Origin of the sequence: Pseudomonas lactis (genome assembly GCF_001439845.1) — a bacterium.
GTDB classification, from domain to species: domain Bacteria; phylum Pseudomonadota; class Gammaproteobacteria; order Pseudomonadales; family Pseudomonadaceae; genus Aquipseudomonas; species Aquipseudomonas lactis.
Map to the genome: position 1 here is coordinate 25,661 of NZ_JYLO01000016.1, position 15,682 is coordinate 41,342.

13 protein-coding genes and 2 tRNA genes are annotated in these 15,682 nt (G+C 60.3%); 6 read left to right on the forward strand and 9 right to left on the reverse strand.

The genetic code is table 11. From position 1 onward, the window contains the following. Positions 1–32 precede the first annotated feature (32 nt). Positions 33–1,802: a bifunctional diguanylate cyclase/phosphodiesterase gene (locus tag TX24_RS25070; RefSeq protein ID WP_057711558.1), complete on the forward strand. Its 1,770-nt coding sequence runs from the start codon at positions 33–35 to the stop codon at positions 1,800–1,802. On the opposite strand, the gene TX24_RS25075 is transcribed toward TX24_RS25070, so the two are convergent. From TX24_RS25075 to TX24_RS25090, 4 genes are all read right to left on the reverse strand, one after another. Continuing rightward, entirely contained in the window at positions 1,799–2,170 is a 372-nt protein-coding gene (locus TX24_RS25075) for a hypothetical protein (protein WP_003190138.1), read from the reverse strand. The two genes, TX24_RS25070 and TX24_RS25075, sit on opposite strands and share 4 nt — an antisense overlap. Further along, the gene (locus tag TX24_RS25080; RefSeq protein WP_003190136.1) at positions 2,167–2,505 is read right to left on the reverse strand and encodes a helix-turn-helix domain-containing protein; all 339 of its coding nucleotides are present in this window, start codon (positions 2,503–2,505) and stop codon (positions 2,167–2,169) included. Before TX24_RS25080 ends, TX24_RS25075 begins: the two co-directional genes overlap by 4 nt. 97 nt (positions 2,506–2,602) lie before the next feature. Then, complete coding sequence (locus TX24_RS25085; protein WP_003190134.1) at positions 2,603–3,058, reverse strand: YkvA family protein; 456 nt, start codon at positions 3,056–3,058, stop codon at positions 2,603–2,605. Positions 3,059–3,830: 772 nt separating this feature from the next. Next, on the reverse strand, positions 3,831–4,571 hold the full coding sequence (locus TX24_RS25090; RefSeq protein ID WP_005786709.1) for a BamJ family beta-barrel-assembly machinery protein: 741 nt from the start codon (positions 4,569–4,571) through the stop codon (positions 3,831–3,833). A gap of 247 nt (positions 4,572–4,818) precedes the next feature. Here TX24_RS25090 and TX24_RS25095 point away from each other — a divergent pair, with 247 nt between their 5' ends. Together TX24_RS25095 and TX24_RS25100 are read left to right on the forward strand one after the other, a co-directional pair. Beyond that, a complete protein-coding gene (locus tag TX24_RS25095; protein WP_057711559.1) occupies positions 4,819–6,627 on the forward strand; it encodes a di-heme-cytochrome C peroxidase in 1,809 nt (602 codons plus the stop codon). Between the two features lie 29 nt (positions 6,628–6,656). Next, positions 6,657–7,790, forward strand: a complete 1,134-nt coding sequence (locus TX24_RS25100; protein ID WP_003190131.1) for a catalase family protein — start codon at positions 6,657–6,659, stop codon at positions 7,788–7,790. 89 nt (positions 7,791–7,879) lie between these two features. Here TX24_RS25100 and TX24_RS25105 read toward each other — a convergent pair. Beyond that, a tRNA-Asp gene (locus TX24_RS25105) sits at positions 7,880–7,956 on the reverse strand. Positions 7,957–7,975: 19 nt separating this feature from the next. Next, positions 7,976–8,051 (reverse strand) — tRNA-Val (locus TX24_RS25110). A 159-nt stretch (positions 8,052–8,210) separates the two neighbouring features. On the opposite strand from TX24_RS25110, the gene rdgC reads away from it, so the two are divergent. From rdgC to sugE, 3 genes are all read left to right on the forward strand, one after another. Next, positions 8,211–9,131, forward strand: coding sequence for a recombination-associated protein RdgC (gene rdgC, locus TX24_RS25115; RefSeq protein ID WP_003190130.1), 921 nt, complete (start codon positions 8,211–8,213; stop codon positions 9,129–9,131). Between the two features lie 166 nt (positions 9,132–9,297). Further along, on the forward strand, positions 9,298–10,257 hold the full coding sequence (locus TX24_RS25120) for a bile acid:sodium symporter family protein (protein WP_003190129.1): 960 nt from the start codon (positions 9,298–9,300) through the stop codon (positions 10,255–10,257). A gap of 112 nt (positions 10,258–10,369) precedes the next feature. Next, positions 10,370–10,684, forward strand: a complete 315-nt coding sequence (gene sugE, locus TX24_RS25125; RefSeq protein ID WP_010211634.1) for a quaternary ammonium compound efflux SMR transporter SugE — start codon at positions 10,370–10,372, stop codon at positions 10,682–10,684. Positions 10,685–11,260: 576 nt separating this feature from the next. Here sugE and TX24_RS25130 read toward each other — a convergent pair. The 3 genes from TX24_RS25130 to TX24_RS25140 all read right to left on the reverse strand — a co-directional run bounded on the left by TX24_RS25130 (position 11,261) and on the right by TX24_RS25140 (position 15,642). Further along, positions 11,261–13,135 (reverse strand): MFS transporter, encoded by a 1,875-nt coding sequence (locus TX24_RS25130; RefSeq protein ID WP_057711562.1) that lies wholly within the window; start codon positions 13,133–13,135, stop codon positions 11,261–11,263. A gap of 59 nt (positions 13,136–13,194) precedes the next feature. Next, positions 13,195–14,343 carry a TDT family transporter gene (locus TX24_RS25135; protein WP_034135207.1) on the reverse strand — a complete coding sequence of 383 codons (1,149 nt, stop codon included), beginning with the start codon at positions 14,341–14,343 and terminating at the stop codon, positions 13,195–13,197. Positions 14,344–14,454: 111 nt separating this feature from the next. Continuing rightward, the gene (locus TX24_RS25140) at positions 14,455–15,642 is read right to left on the reverse strand and encodes an MFS transporter (RefSeq protein WP_057711563.1); all 1,188 of its coding nucleotides are present in this window, start codon (positions 15,640–15,642) and stop codon (positions 14,455–14,457) included. Positions 15,643–15,682: the final 40 nt, after the last annotated feature.

Genomic DNA, 15,682 nt, shown 5'->3' on the forward strand with positions numbered 1-15,682 from the left:
GCCTGCGGTCCTTTTTTTTGATCGAGACCGCCATGACCATGACCGAACAGCTGAATGCATTGGGCTCAATCCTGGCTCAAGGCAGTTTGCACAGCCTGTTCCAACCGATCATCTGCCTGTCAGAGCGGCGCATCCTCGGTTACGAAGCCCTCAGTCGCGGCCCGTCCAACAGCCCGCTGCACTCCCCCGTCGCGCTGTTCTCGGTGGCCAGCCATGCCGGGCGCCTGAGCGAGCTGGACATGGCGTGCCGAGAGCGTGCATGCCGACGCTTCAGCGAGCAGAAACTGCCGGGCAAGCTGTTCCTCAATATCTCGCCGGAATCGTTGATGGAGCACGCGCATCAGCCAGGGCGCACCCTGCAACTGTTGCGCGACTTCGGTATTTCTCCCAGCCAGGTGGTGATCGAACTCACCGAGCAGGCGCCCACCGACGATTTCGCGCTGTTGCAAACCGCCTTGCACCACTACCGCGACATGGGTTTTGCCATCGCACTCGATGACCTGGGCGCCGGTTATTCCAGCTTGCGCTTGTGGTCGGAACTGCGCCCGGACTACGTGAAGATCGACCGGCATTTTATCGACGGCATTCACCAGGACGCCCTCAAGCGCGAGTTTGTCGGCTCCATCCTGCAGATCGCCAAGGCGTCCCGCGCCCAAGTGATTGCCGAGGGCATCGAGTTGCCGGAAGAACTGGCGGTATTGACCGAAATGGGCGTCGACCTGGTCCAGGGCTACCTGCTCTGCCGCCCTCAGGAACAGCCCCCGCAGGAAGCGCGCCTGATGCTGCCCAAACCGGATAACGCCATGCTGGCCCTCAATGATGAAGGCAGTGACCTGAGCGCCCTGCTCAATGAGCAGCCCGCCGTGGATCAAGACACCGCCACCGCCCAAGTGCTGGAATCGTTCCGCCGCCAGGCCAACCTCAACTCGCTGGCGGTGTTGGACGGCTGCGGTCGCCCGGTCGGCATTGTGCACCGGCATTCGCTATCGGACGCGCTGCTCAAGCCATTCGCGACCGACTTGTTCGCGCGCAAACCCATCAGCCGCTTGATGAGCGATGATTTTTTGGCGGTGGAACTGAGCCAGTCCTTGCAGCAGGTCAGCCGCTTATTGACCAGCCGCGCACGACAACGCATCGAAGAGGATTTCATCATCACCCTGAACGGTGATTATCTGGGGCTGGGCCGGGTTATCGACGTGCTCAAATTGATCACCGAACTGAAAATCCAGCAGGCCCGCTACGCCAACCCGCTGACCTTGCTGCCTGGCAACGTGCCGATCCAGCAGTGCCTCACTAGGCTGTTGCAGCAACAGCGCGAGTCGGTGATCTGCTATGTGGATATCGACAGTTTCAAGCCGTTCAACGATATCTACGGCTACGGGCGCGGGGATGAAGTGCTGCTGTGCCTGGCGCAGTGCTTGAACGATCGGGTAGACCCCAGCCGCGACTTTGTCGGGCACATTGGCGGCGATGACTTTCTGCTGGTGTTGGGCCCGCAGGATTGGCGCAAGCGGCTCAACCAATTGCTGGACGATTTCCACACCCAATGCCGGCGCTTCTACCGCGCTGAACACCTTGAGGCTGGGTGCTTCGTGGCCCTCAACCGCCAGGGCGCGCGCCAGGAATTTGCATTGCTGTCGCTGTCCATCGGCGTGGTGCATTTGTATCCACAGGCCTGTGCGCAACTCGATGCCAGCCAATTGGCAGAGCTGGCTTCACAAGCCAAGCACCATGCCAAGGATGTTGCGGGCTACAGCATCCACGTGATCGACAGCATGGGCACCTGCTCCCAGGCGCTTTAGGCCTCGGCAGATTCCGGGTACTCGTACTCGAACACCCGCACCACTTCGGATGCATGCCAGGACGCAGCGGCCACACCATCGGAAGGCCCGCTGAACCGCCCCAGGCGCTCCACACACTCAAAAAAACCGGTGCGTGGCAGGCGGCTCGCGCCCTGGCTGATCACCAGGGAACTGCGCAGCGGTTGCTCCGCCTTGGCATCCAGCGCCGCCAGGTGCTCCAGGGCCGCAGCCAGGGTCTGCATGGCCGGCGTGGGGAATTGCAGGCGCTCCAGCAGCGCACGATACGTCAGCAAATGGCGCTGGCGACGTGCCTGGTCCAGTTCATTGATTAACCCATCCCAGTGTTGACGGCTGATACGTAGGCTCAAGACTCATCCCTCCAACCTGCAACGCCCAATTCCCAGGCCAGGCTGCGGCGAATGGCGGCATCCGGCTGGCGTTCACCACTTTCTATCAATCCAAGATACGAAGGGCTGATGCCCACGGTACGCGCCAGGGCCTCGATTGCCAGGCCCTTGGCCTCACGCAGGCCGCGCAGGGCTGCAAGCGGGCGCAGGTCCTGCTCGGAGGCGGTGGGTGCAACAGAAGGAGAAGCGCGTGGCGGTTGCAACTGACCGGCGGCTTTTAGCAGCGCCTGGTACTGGTCCCATGGCAACACCGCATACTCGGGTTCGCCATCGCGTGAAATGATCTGGATATCCATGACTGCCCCGTAGGATAAAAACACTTACTAAGTAAGTTATTTCCTTAAGAGTGTAATCCTAACAGCCACGAAGGTCGCCGGGGGATACCAGGCATCATTAGTTTTTTTGCGGGTTTTCCCGGGCCAACAGCTCAGGCGTCGCAGGCAGGCGCTCAACCACCGCAAGTTTTTCCGGACGTTGCGCATCGCGCCAGGTACGAAAGGCGCTCAGCTCGCCGCTCAGGGTCTTCATGACCCACGCCAGCACGGCGATGTCGTCGAGCATGCCGAACATGGGAAGAAAATCCGGAATCGCATCAATCGGGCTAAGAAAATACATCAGCCCCGCCACCACCGAGATCAACGCCTTAGGGCTGATCGCACGGTATTCGCCACGCCAGTAAGCCAGGCACAGGGCCTGCAGCAACTTGAGATCATCCTTGAGCTGGCCGAGCCGATTGCCCTGGCTTGAGCCTTTGGCAGCGACGGCAAACAGCAAGGTTGGCAAACGCCCACGACCGAGCAAGCGCGCGGCCATAGGCAGGAAACGGGTGAAATTGAACGGTGGTTTCATAGGGCACTCCAGTTCCAGGCGACATAAAAGGTTATCCACACAAATTGTGGATAACCTTGTGAACAGAGCCTGTTTTATCGGCTGAAAGCCACGGACTACAAGGCCTACAGTCAGATCGGGCGTTTTTTGCGCACATAAAAAAAACCCAAGAATTCATTGACTTGGCATGTATGTGCGGCTACCCGTGCTCGAGTCTTATATCAGACTGTGTCCGATTGCGGACGTTCGTTTGGATTTGCAGAGGCTTCAACGTAGGGGCTGGCTTGCCTGCGATTGCCATAAGTCTCTACACAACACTACAGGCTGTAGCAGCCAACGCTAACCACGATGCGAAGCGAGCCGCTCTTGATCTGCTTGTGATCTTGATCTCAAGCGCCCCGTTAAACCACGCTGGCCGAACGCAGGCTTGAATCCGTGGGTAACCCGGCAGGACGCCGGGTTAGCCGTCCTGGGCCAAGGATGGCCCATGACGGCGGCCCACGGATTCAAGCCGGAGTGAGGGCACACCGAGCCCAAGCGAGGTGCCGAGTGGTGGGGCAAGAGCGTTTTGCTTACTTTGGCCTGGGCCGGCATTCCGGCTTTTGCAAAGTGAGCCGCCGTCAGGGCGGAACCCTAAGTGGCCGTTACCGCAGCAATGGATATGTACACCATCCAACTGTGTTGACTGCCAAGCCGCTTTCGCGAGCAAGCCCACAGGAATTTTGCGTCGTTTGACCAAGGCCGAAAACAACAACGCCCCGTCGAGACGGGGCGTTGTATGTTCAGGCGCCGATTACTTCTTGGCGGCTGGTGCAGCAGGTGCGTCAGCCGCTTCTGCCTTGGCTGGGTCCTTGATGCCCAGCAGTTCCAGGTCGAATACCAGCACGGAGTTCGCTGGGATCGCCGGGCTCGGGCTCTGGGCGCCGTAGGCCAGGTCGGACGGGATGTACAGCTCAACCTTCTCGCCAACGTGCATCAGTTGCAGGCCTTCGACCCAACCCGGGATCACGCCGCTGACCGGCAGGTCGATCGGGCTACCGCGATCTACGGAGCTGTCAAAGGTGGTGCCGTTGGTGAGCTTGCCGGTGTAGTGAACAGTCACCACGTCGGTCGGCTTAGGCTGGGCGCCGTCGGCCTTCTTCACGATCTTGTACTGCAGGCCGGAAGCGGTGGTGACGACACCGTCTTTCTTGGCGTTGTCTTCGAGGAATTTCTTGCCAGCGGCTGCCGACTCTTCGCTCATTTTGGTCATGCGTTCTTCAGCACGCTTTTGCAGTGCGGCAAACGCTTCAACCAGCTCATCGTCCTTGAGCTTCTGCTCTTTCTTGCCGACGGCATCTTCGATGCCCTGGGCAACAGCTTTGGAGTCCAGGTCGTCCATGCCTTCTTGGGCAAGGCTCTTGCCCATGTTCAGGCCGATGCCGTAGGAAGCTTTTTGCGCCGGGGTTTTCAGCTCTACGCTGGTCTGCGAATCACAACCCGCAAGTACCAGGCTAACCAGGGCCACCGCCGCCGCCAACCGATGCTGTTTCATGCTATTTCCTTGTTCATGCGCCATAAGGGCATTCGAATAAAGTCGCGAGCTTATCAGGCGGCCACGACCAATGGCTACCGGCATGTGAGCAGGAAACTTCTGATAAGTTCACGTGTTTAAAAGCATTTCCATTTATCATGGGGCCCCGCGACGGATCGCGGGACCGCCTGATAGCGGGCCAATTGCTACTTGCCGCACCTGTGGCGCAGTGGCATAACAACGCGACAATTCGACAAGGATAGTTATCTTGCGCATTTTTTCCCGTGTTTTACTCCTGATACTGATCGCACTGGGCCTGATTCTGGCCGTGGTGCTCTACTACACCCTCAACCCAAAGCTGCCGGACTACGTTCCAGTAAAGCAGGTGCACTACCAGGAGCAATGGAGTGCCGCCGACCGCCAGACCTACTACTTCACGCCCCAGGGCACCCAAGTAAAAGGCCTGCACTACGACTGGTTCACCGCCCTGGAGCTGCCGTTCTCCGAGCAACGCTTTGCCGCGCCGGAATACCTGGCGCGCTTCGGCTTCCTGGTCGACCCCAAGCAGACGGCCACCGCGCAAAACCCTGGCAACCTGCCGGTAGGGTTCGCCCGGCACCAGAACGCCGACAGCAAGGCTCAGTACCTGGATATCACCTGTGCGGCCTGCCACACCGGCGAATTGCACTTCAAGGGCCAGGCCCTGCGCATCGACGGCGGCTCGGCGCAACACGTGCTGCCCTCCAGCGTTCCCACGTTGCGCGGCGGCAGTTTCGGCCAGGCCCTGGTCGCCAGCCTGGCCGCTACCTATTACAACCCATGGAAGTTCGAGCGCTTCGCCCACAAGGTGCTGGGGGATCAGTACGATGCTCAGCGCGATCAACTGCGCACGGACTTCAAGCAATCGTTGAACCAGTTCCTCAAAGTCGCCTGGAATGACACCCATCGCGGCCTTTACCCCACCGAAGAAGGCCCGGGCCGTACGGATGCCTTTGGGCGCATCGCCAACGCCAGTTTTGGCGACGCTATTTCCCCAGACAATTATCGCGTCGCCAATGCGCCGGTGGACTACCCGCATCTGTGGGACATCTGGACCTTCGATTGGGTGCAGTGGAATGGCTCGGCCCAGCAGCCGATGGCGCGCAACATCGGCGAAGCCCTTGGCGTAGGCGCGACCCTGGCGTTCTTCGACGCAGCCGGGCAACCGCTCAAAGGCGATGCCCGCTACCCGTCCAGCGTACGGGTGCGCGACCTGCACCTGATCGAAGAAACCCTGCAACGGCTCAAGCCGCCGACCTGGCCGCAAGACTTGTTCGGGGCCATCGACAAATCCCTCGCCGCCCAGGGCCGCACACTCTTTGCCGAGAACTGCGCCGGCTGCCACCTGCCCACCGTTACCCAAGAAAACGGCCGCCCGGTGCAGCAGTTGAAAATGCTGCCGGTGGACTACATCGGCACCGACCCCGGCACGGCCAACAACATTGCCGACCAACGCTACGACCTCAGTGCCCTGCAATGGGACCCGGCCGAACTGGCCCGGCTCAATGTCGAACTGCACCCCACCCCCACCGCGCCGATGGACCTGAAAAAAATGTCGGTGGCCCAGGGCCTGGCCTATGTCACGGCCTTCGTCGAAGAGCATGCCTACCGTGCGGCCGGCGTCACCCCGGCCGAGCGCCCAGGCCTGGACGGGTTCGGCCTGCCCATCGGCGTGCGCGAGTTGCGTGCCTACAAGGCGCGGCCGCTGGCCGGCGTATGGGCCACCCCGCCGTTCCTTCACAACGGTTCGGTGCCGACGATCTACCAACTGCTCTCGCCCCAGGACGAACGCAGCACCACCTTCTATAAAGGCACCTTCAACTACGACCCGCGTCACCTGGGGTTTGAGACCATCGCCTTCAAGAATGCCTTCCTGTTCGATACCAGAATCACCGGCAACCACAACAGCGGCCACGAATTCCGTGCCGGCGAGCGTGGCAATGGCGTTATCGGCCGTGGCCTGCTGCCGCAGGAACGCTGGGCGCTGCTCGAATACCTCAAAGTGCTGGGCGGCCCTCTGGAGCAACAACTGCCATGATTATCCGATCGCAAAACAAGGACCGCTCCATGCTTGCTCGTCTCTGGCTGCGCCTTGGCGCCTTTGTGGGTAAAACCCTGCTGTGGCTACTGGGCCTGGGCCTGCTGGGGTGGGTGTTGGCCACGGCCTGGTTCGCCTGGCAGCACAGGGGCCCGGTGTCGGTGAAGGAACAGATCCCGCCGGGTGAAGCGGCGATGACCCAAGGCATCATCCAGACCGCCGTGCGCATCGTTGACCAGCATCGCGAAGGCACTCGCTACCTGCGTGATGCCCATGCCAAGGCCCATGGGTGCGTGAAAGCCGAGGTCAGCGTTCTGGCAGATCTCGACCCGGCCTTGCGCCAGGGCGTGTTCGCAGAACCAGGCAAGACCTGGCAGGCGACAATGCGCCTGTCCAACGGCAACGCCTACCCGCAATTCGACAGCATCCGTGATGCCCGCGGCATGGCGATCAAGCTGTTGGATGTGCCGGGCAAGCAACTGATGGCCGACCAGCAAGCGCGTACCGAGCAGGATTTCGTGATGTTCAGCCATCCGAACTTCTTTGTCAGCGATGTCGCGGAATACGCGCAAAACGTCGGTGCGCAAGCGGATGGCAAGAAGGTCCTGGCGTTCTTTCCCAAGCTCGACCCGCGCAGCTGGCAAGTGCGTCACTTGTTTATCGCCCTGGCAACCCTGGCGCCCGCACCGGCCAGCCCGACGCAGACGACTTACTTTTCAGTGTCGCCCTACAAGTTTGGCGCGGCCAACGCCAAGTTTCGCGTCGCGCCCGACCCGCAAAGCTGCCCGGATTATGTGCTGCCCAAACAGAACGAGGACCTGCCCAACTTCCTGCGCAGCGCGCTCAACCAGCAACTGTCCACCGATCGTGTAGATGCGTGTTTTGTGCTACAGATCCAGCGGCAAAACCCGCAGGCGTTCATGCCCATAGAAGACACCAGCATCGAATGGAAGGAAAGCGACGCGCCGTATGAAACCGTGGCCAAGGTCAGGATTCCCGCTCAGGACTTCGACACGCCGGCGCAGAACCTGGCGTGCGATAACCAGTCGTTCAACCCCTGGTTCGGTTTGGAAGCGCACCGCCCCATCGGCGGCATCAACCGGCTGCGCAAAGCGGTGTACGAAGCCGTCAGCGATTACCGCCACAGCCGCAACGCACCGTAAGGCGCGTTAAATCGCAGGCGAAAAAAAACCCGCTCAATGAGCGGGTTTCTTGTGGCTACCTGGCGTTCAGTGTTCCAAGTTGCCGAATATGGCGCAGCGGACGGGACTCGAACCCGCGACCCCCGGCGTGACAGGCCGGTATTCTAACCGACTGAACTACCGCTGCGCGTAACACATGAAGCGAATGGTGGGTGATGACGGGATCGAACCGCCGACATTCTGCTTGTAAGGCAGACGCTCTCCCAGCTGAGCTAATCACCCTTCGTTTCGGTGTGGCGCGCATTCTACGGAGCGACCTTAAGTCTGGCAAGCACTTTCTTAAATCTTTTTTTTCAGCCCTTCCAATGGCTTAGGCAGGGTTGGCCTGCGGCGTGATCAAGAGAATAATGCCCCCCTTTGTATAGAGGAGAGACTCACCCCATGTGGTTCAAGAACCTGCTTATCTATCGCCTGACCCAAGATCTGCCTGTTGATGCCGAGGCGTTGGAAGCGGCCATGGCCACCAAGCTGGCGCGCCCTTGTGCAAGCCAGGAGTTGACTACTTACGGTTTCGTCGCACCGTTTGGGAAAGGTGAAGATGCTCCCCTGGTTCACGTCAGCGGCGATTTCTTGCTGATTGCCGCCCGCAAGGAAGAACGCATCCTGCCGGGTAGCGTGGTGCGTGATGCACTTAAAGAGAAAGTCGAAGAGATCGAAGCCGAGCAGATGCGCAAGGTCTATAAGAAGGAGCGCGACCAGATCAAGGATGAAATCATCCAGGCCTTCCTCCCCCGTGCCTTTATCCGTCGCTCGTCGACCTTCGCTGCGATCGCGCCGAAACAGGGCCTGATCCTGGTCAACTCGGCCAGCCCCAAGCGCGCCGAAGACCTGCTGTCGACCCTGCGCGAAGTGATCGGCACCCTGCCGGTCCGCCCGCTGACGGTAAAAACCGCCCCAACTGCAATCATGACCGACTGGGTCACCACCCAGAAACCGGCCGACGACTTCTTCGTCCTCGACGAATGCGAACTGCGCGACACCCACGAAGACGGCGGCATCGTGCGTTGCAAGCGCCAGGACCTGACCAGCGAAGAGATCCAGTTGCACCTGACCACCGGCAAGGTCGTGACCCAACTGTCCCTGGCGTGGCAGGACAAGTTGTCCTTCATGCTCGACGACAAGATGACCGTCAAACGGCTGAAGTTCGAAGACCTGCTGCAAGACCAGGCGGAACAGGACGGCGGTGATGAAGCCCTGGGCCAACTGGATGCCAGCTTTACCTTGATGATGCTGACCTTCGGCGAGTTCCTGCCGGCGTTGGTTGAGGCACTGGGCGGCGAAGAGACACCACAGGGCATCTAAGCAACACCGATCCAATGTGGGCACGGTCAGTGTGGGAGCTGGCTTGCCTGCGATAGCGGTGTATCAGTCGCCACTATTCTGGCTGATACACCGCTATCGCAGGCAAGCCAGCTCCCACATTTGATTGCATTGACAACTCAGAAATCGAATAAAAAAGGACATCCCCATGCGCGCACTCGCCGCCTTGAGCCGCTTCGTCGGCAACACCTTTGCCTATTGGGTGTTGATCTTTGCCGTTGTCGCCTTTCTCCAACCCAGCTGGTTCATTGGCCTGAAAAGCGCCATCGTCCCACTGCTGGGCCTGGTGATGTTCGGCATGGGGTTGACCTTGAAACTGGAAGACTTCGCCGAAGTCGCTCGCCACCCCTGGCGCGTGGCCTTGGGCGTGGTCGCGCATTTCGTGATCATGCCGGGCGTGGCATGGTTGCTGTGCCAGGCGTTCCATTTGCCAGCGGAAATAGCCGTTGGCGTGATCCTGGTCGGCTGTTGCCCAAGTGGCACGTCGTCCAATGTCATGACCTGGCTGGCCCGGGGTGACCTGGCGTTATCGGTGGCGATTGCCGCGGTCACCACCCTCCTCGCTCCGCTGCTCACACCGGCATTGATCTGGCTGCTGGCCTCGGCCTGGCTTCCGGTGTCGTTCATGGAGCTGTTCTGGTCGATCCTGCAAGTGGTGCTGCTACCCATCGTACTGGGCGTGGTCGCGCAGCGCTTGCTCGGTGATCGGGTAAGGCATGCGGTGGACGTGCTGCCACTGGTGTCGGTGGTCAGCATTGTGATCATCGTCGCGGCCGTGGTTGCCGCAAGCCAAGGCAAGATTGCCGAGTCGGGCCTGCTGATCATGGCCGTGGTGATGTTGCACAACAGCTTCGGTTACCTGTTGGGCTACTTCACCGGGCGCCTGTTCAAGCTGCCCCTGGCGCAACGCAAGTCGCTGGCCCTGGAAGTGGGCATGCAGAACTCCGGGTTGGGTGCCGCCTTGGCCAGTGCACACTTTTCGCCGCTGGCGGCAGTGCCCAGCGCGTTGTTCAGCGTCTGGCACAATATTTCCGGAGCGTTGCTGTCGACCTACTTCCGGCGCATGAGCGAGAAGGAAGACCGTCGCGCGCTGGAAACCACGCCGTAACTTGATCGCACGGTCCAATTTCGGCACTCTACCGAACTTCGCGGGGACGACCTCGCGACGCTATCAAGCGCTTACCCGGGGACGACCCCACTTTGATAGAAGCGAGGTCATCATGTCCTGGATCATTCTGTTCTTTGCCGGGTTGTTTGAAGTGGGCTGGGCCGTCGGCCTGAAGTACACCGACGGGTTCAGCAAGCCGCTGCCCACCGCCCTGACCATTGCCGCCATGGCCGTCAGCCTTGGGCTATTGGGGCTGGCCATGAAGGAACTGCCGCTGGGTACCGCCTATGCCATCTGGACCGGCGTGGGGGCCGTAGGCACGGTGATTGCCGGGATTATCCTGTTCGGAGAATCCATGGCGCTGTTTCGGTTGGCCAGTGTGGCGTTGATTATTTGCGGGCTGATTGGCCTCAAGATTTCCACTTAAGCCACTACCGCTATCGCAGCATAGGTATCTACACAACTACGGCACGACGCTAAATCTGTGGCGAGGGAGCTTGCTCCCGTGACGGCCTGACAGCCGACGCTGATCTGGCTGAGGCACCGCGATCTAAATGTGGGAGCTGGCTTGCCTGCGAAGACGGCCTGACAGTCAACACAGTTGGACCGTGTACATATCCATTCCTGCGGTAACGGCCACTTAGGGTTCCGCTCTGACAGCGGCTCACTTTTGAAAAGCGCAAAAGTAAGCAAAACGCTCTTGCCCCACCACTCGGCACCTCGCTTAGGCTCGGTGTGCCCGTAATCCGCCAGTGATTTGGGGGGCCGCCGCCACGCGCCATCCATGGCGCGGGGCGGCTAAACCGGCATCCCTGCCGGTTTACCCCCCAAATCCCTGTCGAATTCCGGCCAGCGTGGTTTGACGGGGCGCCTGAGATCAAAAGCAGATCAAGATCAAGAGCGACTCGCTTCGCATCGTGGTTACCGTCTGCTGCTACAGCCCACAAAGTTATGTAGATACCTATGGCTTGCCTGCGATGAAGTCCCGACAAACAACCACAAACTACCTGACACTCCCCCGCAAACCACCCACCACAGCCTGCAACTGCTCAGGCGTCGCCGCCTCCACAGCCACCGGCTCACCCGCCACCAACACCACCCGCGACCAGATCCGATGGAAAAAGCCCTTGTTAGGATCGCGGCTGAAGAAACTCCCCCACAACCCCTGCAATGCCATCGGGATCACCGGCACTGGCGTCTCCTCCAGGATGCGCGTCACCCCACCCCGGAACTCATTCATCTCGCCATCGGCGGTCAGCTTGCCTTCCGGGAAGATGCACACCAACTCGCCATCCTTGAGGTACTGGGCAATCCGCGCGAACGCCTGTTCGTAGATCTGAATGTCTTCATGGCGCCCGGCAATCGGAATCGCCCCGGCGGTGCGGAAGATAAAGTTGAGCACCGGCAAACGATAGATCTTGTAGTACATGACAAAGCGAATCGGCCGACGTACTGCGCCGCCAATCAACAGCGCATCGACAAACGACACATGGTTGCACACCAGCAACGCCGCGCCTTCATCCGGAATGGCTTGCAGGTTGCGATGCTCCACGCGGTACATGGAATGGCTGAGCAGCCAGATCATGAAGCGCATGGTGAACTCGGGGACGATTTTAAAGATGTAAGTGTTAACCGCGATGTTGAGCAGCGACACCACCAGGAACAACTCGGGGATCGACAGCTTGGCCACGCTCAACAGCAGGATGGAGACGATGGCCGAGACCACCATGAACAGTGCATTGAGAATGTTGTTGGCCGCGATCACCCGAGCCCGTTCGTTCTCGGCGGTGCGCGACTGGATCAGCGCATACAGCGGCACGATGTAAAAGCCGCCGAACACACCCAGGCCGAGGATATCGAGCAGCACCCACCACGCCTGGCCGTAGCTGAGCACCGCGAGCCAATCGTTGGGTTGCACGTTCTGCGGGAAGCCGCCGGAGTGCCACCACAGCAGCAGGCCGAACACGGTCAGGCCAAACGAACCAAACGGCACCAGGCCAATTTCCACCTTACGCCCGGAGAGCTTTTCGCACAGCATCGAGCCCAGGGCGATGCCCACCGAGAACACCGTTAGGATCAAGGTCACCACGGTTTCGTCGCCGTACAACCATTCCTTGGCATAGGCCGGGATTTGCGTGAGGTAAATCGCACCCACAAACCAGAACCATGAGTTGCCGACAATCGAGCGCGACACTGCTGGCGTCTGCCCCAGGCCCATGCGCAACGTCGCCCACGACTGAGTGAAGATATTCCAGTCCAGGCGCAGTTGCGGTGTCGACGCCGCCGCGCGCGGGATGCTGCGGCTGGCCAAATAGCCCAGCACCGCCACGGCCACAATCGCCACCGCCACCACCGGCGCGTAATGAGTGGAAGACATCATGATCCCGGCGCCGATGGTGCCGGCCAGAATCGCCAGGAACGTGCCCATCTCTACCAGGCCGTTGCCACCGACCAACTCATCGTCGTGCAACGCCTGAGGCATGATCGAGTACTTCACCGGGCCGAACAGTGCCGAGTGAGTGCCCATGGCAAACAGCGCCAGCAGCATCAGCTCAAGATGATTGGTCAAAAAGCCCGCCGCGCCCACCGCCATGATCACGATCTCGCCGATCTTGATCGCGCGGATCAACGCGTCCTTGTTGAATTTCTCGCCAAACTGCCCCGCCAACGCCGAGAACAGGAAGAACGGCAGGATAAACAACAAGGCGCACAGGTTGACCCAAATGGAGCGGTCGCCCTCGATGGTGAGCTTGTAAAGGATGGCCAGGATCAGCGACTGCTTGAAGATGTTGTCGTTGAACGCACCCAGCAATTGGGTGATGAAAAACGGCAAGAAGCGCCGCGTGCGCAGCAAGGTGAATTGGGAAGGATGGCTCATCGTCGTCCGTGTTCCTGCGTGGCCTTTATTTATCAGGCCACGACTTTACCTAATCCTGCTTACTTATTCGCTAGCCCGGCAATACAAGGCGAAACAAAAAGCTCGCCTTTATAAGCGCCCTGCACGGTGCGCTTGGCCACGATCAGCCACATCAGCGCCAGCGCAACCACCAGCACACTGCCAAACACACTGAAAAATTCCAGCTGCAGCAGGCTCGCCAATTTCAGCGTGGCCAGGGCGTAAACCCCCAATGGGAAGGTGAACCCCCACCAGCCCAGGTTGAACGGGATACCGGCACGCAGATAGCGCAGGGTGATCAACACCGCAATCAACATCCACCACAAGCCGAACCCCCACAGGGTGATGCCCGCAATCAGGCCCAGGCCGTGGGCCATTTCACCGACACTGGCCAGGCCATTGGCGGCGAAGATCGCAGGGGCATCCGTACCGAGCAACAACATGCCCAGAGCACCGGTACCGATGGGGCCCAGCGCCAACCAGCTCGACGCTGCCATATTGGCGTGAGGCAACTTATGCAAGGCCATGCGCAGCATCAGGATGGTCAGTATGCTGAACGCCACCGGCAGGGAAAACGCCCACAGCACGTAGCTGGTCACCAGCATCACCAGTTGCGAATGGGCGTCTAACAGGTGCGGCGCGAGTAAGCCGCCGCTGGCCGCCGCCACTTCGGCAGCCACTACAGGCAACAGCCAGACAGCGGTCATCTGGTCGATGCTGTGCTCCTGGCGGGTGAACATCATGAACGGGATCAGTACGCCGCAGGCCAGGGACATGGCCACGTCCAGCCACCACAAGGCCTCGGCCAACGGGATCACATCACCGCCCCATCGCGGCAGGCCGAACAGCAGCAAACCGTTGAGAATGGTCGCCAGCCCCATGGGGATGGTGCCGAAAAACATCGAGACCGTTGAGTGCCCGAAGATGCGCCGCGCCTCGTGGAAAAACATCACCCAGCGGGCGGCATACAGCACGCTGAACAGCACAAACAAGCCGATGGTGAACAGCCACAGGCCCTCGGCGACAGCGTGCAAACCTGGCAAGTTGACTGGCAACTGAGCCAAGGCCAGCGCCAGCACACCGGTGCCCATGGTCGCGGCGAACCAGTTCGGGGTGAACTGGCGAATCACTTCCCGGGGACGGGTCAGGTGACTGAAGGGTTTGTAGCGGTGAGTGGTCGAGCAGGTCATGGGTAAATCCTCTTCCTCATTTGAGGTTGAAACCATGATAGAACCTGATCGAATATCTATATAACGGGTAATATCTCTAACTGTTATCTATTTTACCTATATTAATCGCAATCATGCGCTTGCCCTTGCCTGCACCGTGTCCCGCCACAACAACCCAACAAGCGCGCCGAGAGATAGCAAGATAAGCACCGCACCGTAGCCGTCCGTAGTCGCGATCAGGCCAAACACGCGGCTCAGGTTACCCGCCAACAGTGCCGGCACGCAGAACGCCAGGTAGCTCAATACGTAGAACGCCGACATCAGGCCCGCCCGCTCATGGGGCAACGCCAGGCCCACGATACTGCGCACACTGCCCATGAAACCGCCGCCGAAGCCCAGGCCTGCGATCACACTGGCGATAAAGAACAGCCACAGGCTGGCGGTGTTTACGGCAACCAGCAGCAACCCCACGCCCACGGCCAGCAGTGCAGCCGACAAGCGCATCACTCTGTCAGCCGCATGGTTGCGCAGGCTGTAGATCATCACCGCACCGCTCAAGGTCACCACCGCCACCAGCCCGCCGCCGATCAAGTGCGGGGTCGAACCCGTGGCGACGCGCACCAACGACGGCGCCAACGAGGAAAAGAACCCACCCAGCGCCCACACGGCCACATTCAATGGCATCGCCAACCACAACGCGCGGCGCGCTTGCGGTGGCACATGCAGGGTTGGCGCCAGGGACTTCAAGGCGCCCGGTATGCGACTGACCGTTTCAGGCAGGCGCCACACATACAGAGCCTGCAACACCATCAAGCCCAGCAGGGCGTAATAGATCAATTGGGTCGGCCATGGCGCGAACTCCACCAGCAGCCCACTGCCCAGGCCACCACTGGCCATGCCGAGCATCGGTGCAAGGCTGTTGAGCATCGGGCCGCGCACGCGGTCGGTGTCGAGCAGTGTCGCCCCCAATACCGCGGTCGCCGTGCCGGTCGCGAAACCCTGCAAGGCGCGGGCGGCCAGCAGGCAGGCGGTGCTGTCAGCAACGATAAACAGCTGCATCGCCACACTATTGAGCAGCAGCGCGGCGAAGATCACTGGCTTGCGCCCCAGGTAATCCGAAAGCGAGCCCACGGTGAGCAGCGCCGCGAGCAGGCTCACGGCATACACGCCGAAAATCGCCGTGAGCATCGCCGCAGAAAAATGCAGGTGGTCTTGATACACCTGATACAACGGCGTCGGCGCGCTGGAGGCAGCGAGAAAGGTCAGCACGGTGATCACCAGAAACGCCAGGCTGGACCGCTGAGAGATGACGCTGGACATGGGCACGCTCCGCTAAAGCTAATATTTTGCTTTTGTGCAG

Excerpts from the sequence above, each read along its gene's own strand:
- TX24_RS25070 (WP_057711558.1), top strand. The coding sequence starts at position 33 with ATGACCATGACCGAACAGCTGAATGCATTGGGCTCAATCCTGGCTCAA.
- TX24_RS25080 (WP_003190136.1), bottom strand. The coding sequence starts at position 2,505 with ATGGATATCCAGATCATTTCACGCGATGGCGAACCCGAGTATGCGGTG.
- TX24_RS25085 (WP_003190134.1), bottom strand. The coding sequence starts at position 3,058 with ATGAAACCACCGTTCAATTTCACCCGTTTCCTGCCTATGGCCGCGCGC.
- TX24_RS25090 (WP_005786709.1), bottom strand. The coding sequence starts at position 4,571 with ATGAAACAGCATCGGTTGGCGGCGGCGGTGGCCCTGGTTAGCCTGGTA.
- TX24_RS25100 (WP_003190131.1), top strand. The coding sequence starts at position 6,657 with ATGCTTGCTCGTCTCTGGCTGCGCCTTGGCGCCTTTGTGGGTAAAACC.
- rdgC (WP_003190130.1), top strand. The coding sequence starts at position 8,211 with ATGTGGTTCAAGAACCTGCTTATCTATCGCCTGACCCAAGATCTGCCT.
- TX24_RS25120 (WP_003190129.1), top strand. The coding sequence starts at position 9,298 with ATGCGCGCACTCGCCGCCTTGAGCCGCTTCGTCGGCAACACCTTTGCC.
- sugE (WP_010211634.1), top strand. The coding sequence starts at position 10,370 with ATGTCCTGGATCATTCTGTTCTTTGCCGGGTTGTTTGAAGTGGGCTGG.
- TX24_RS25130 (WP_057711562.1), bottom strand. The coding sequence starts at position 13,135 with ATGAGCCATCCTTCCCAATTCACCTTGCTGCGCACGCGGCGCTTCTTG.
- TX24_RS25135 (WP_034135207.1), bottom strand. The coding sequence starts at position 14,343 with ATGACCTGCTCGACCACTCACCGCTACAAACCCTTCAGTCACCTGACC.
- TX24_RS25140 (WP_057711563.1), bottom strand. The coding sequence starts at position 15,642 with ATGTCCAGCGTCATCTCTCAGCGGTCCAGCCTGGCGTTTCTGGTGATC.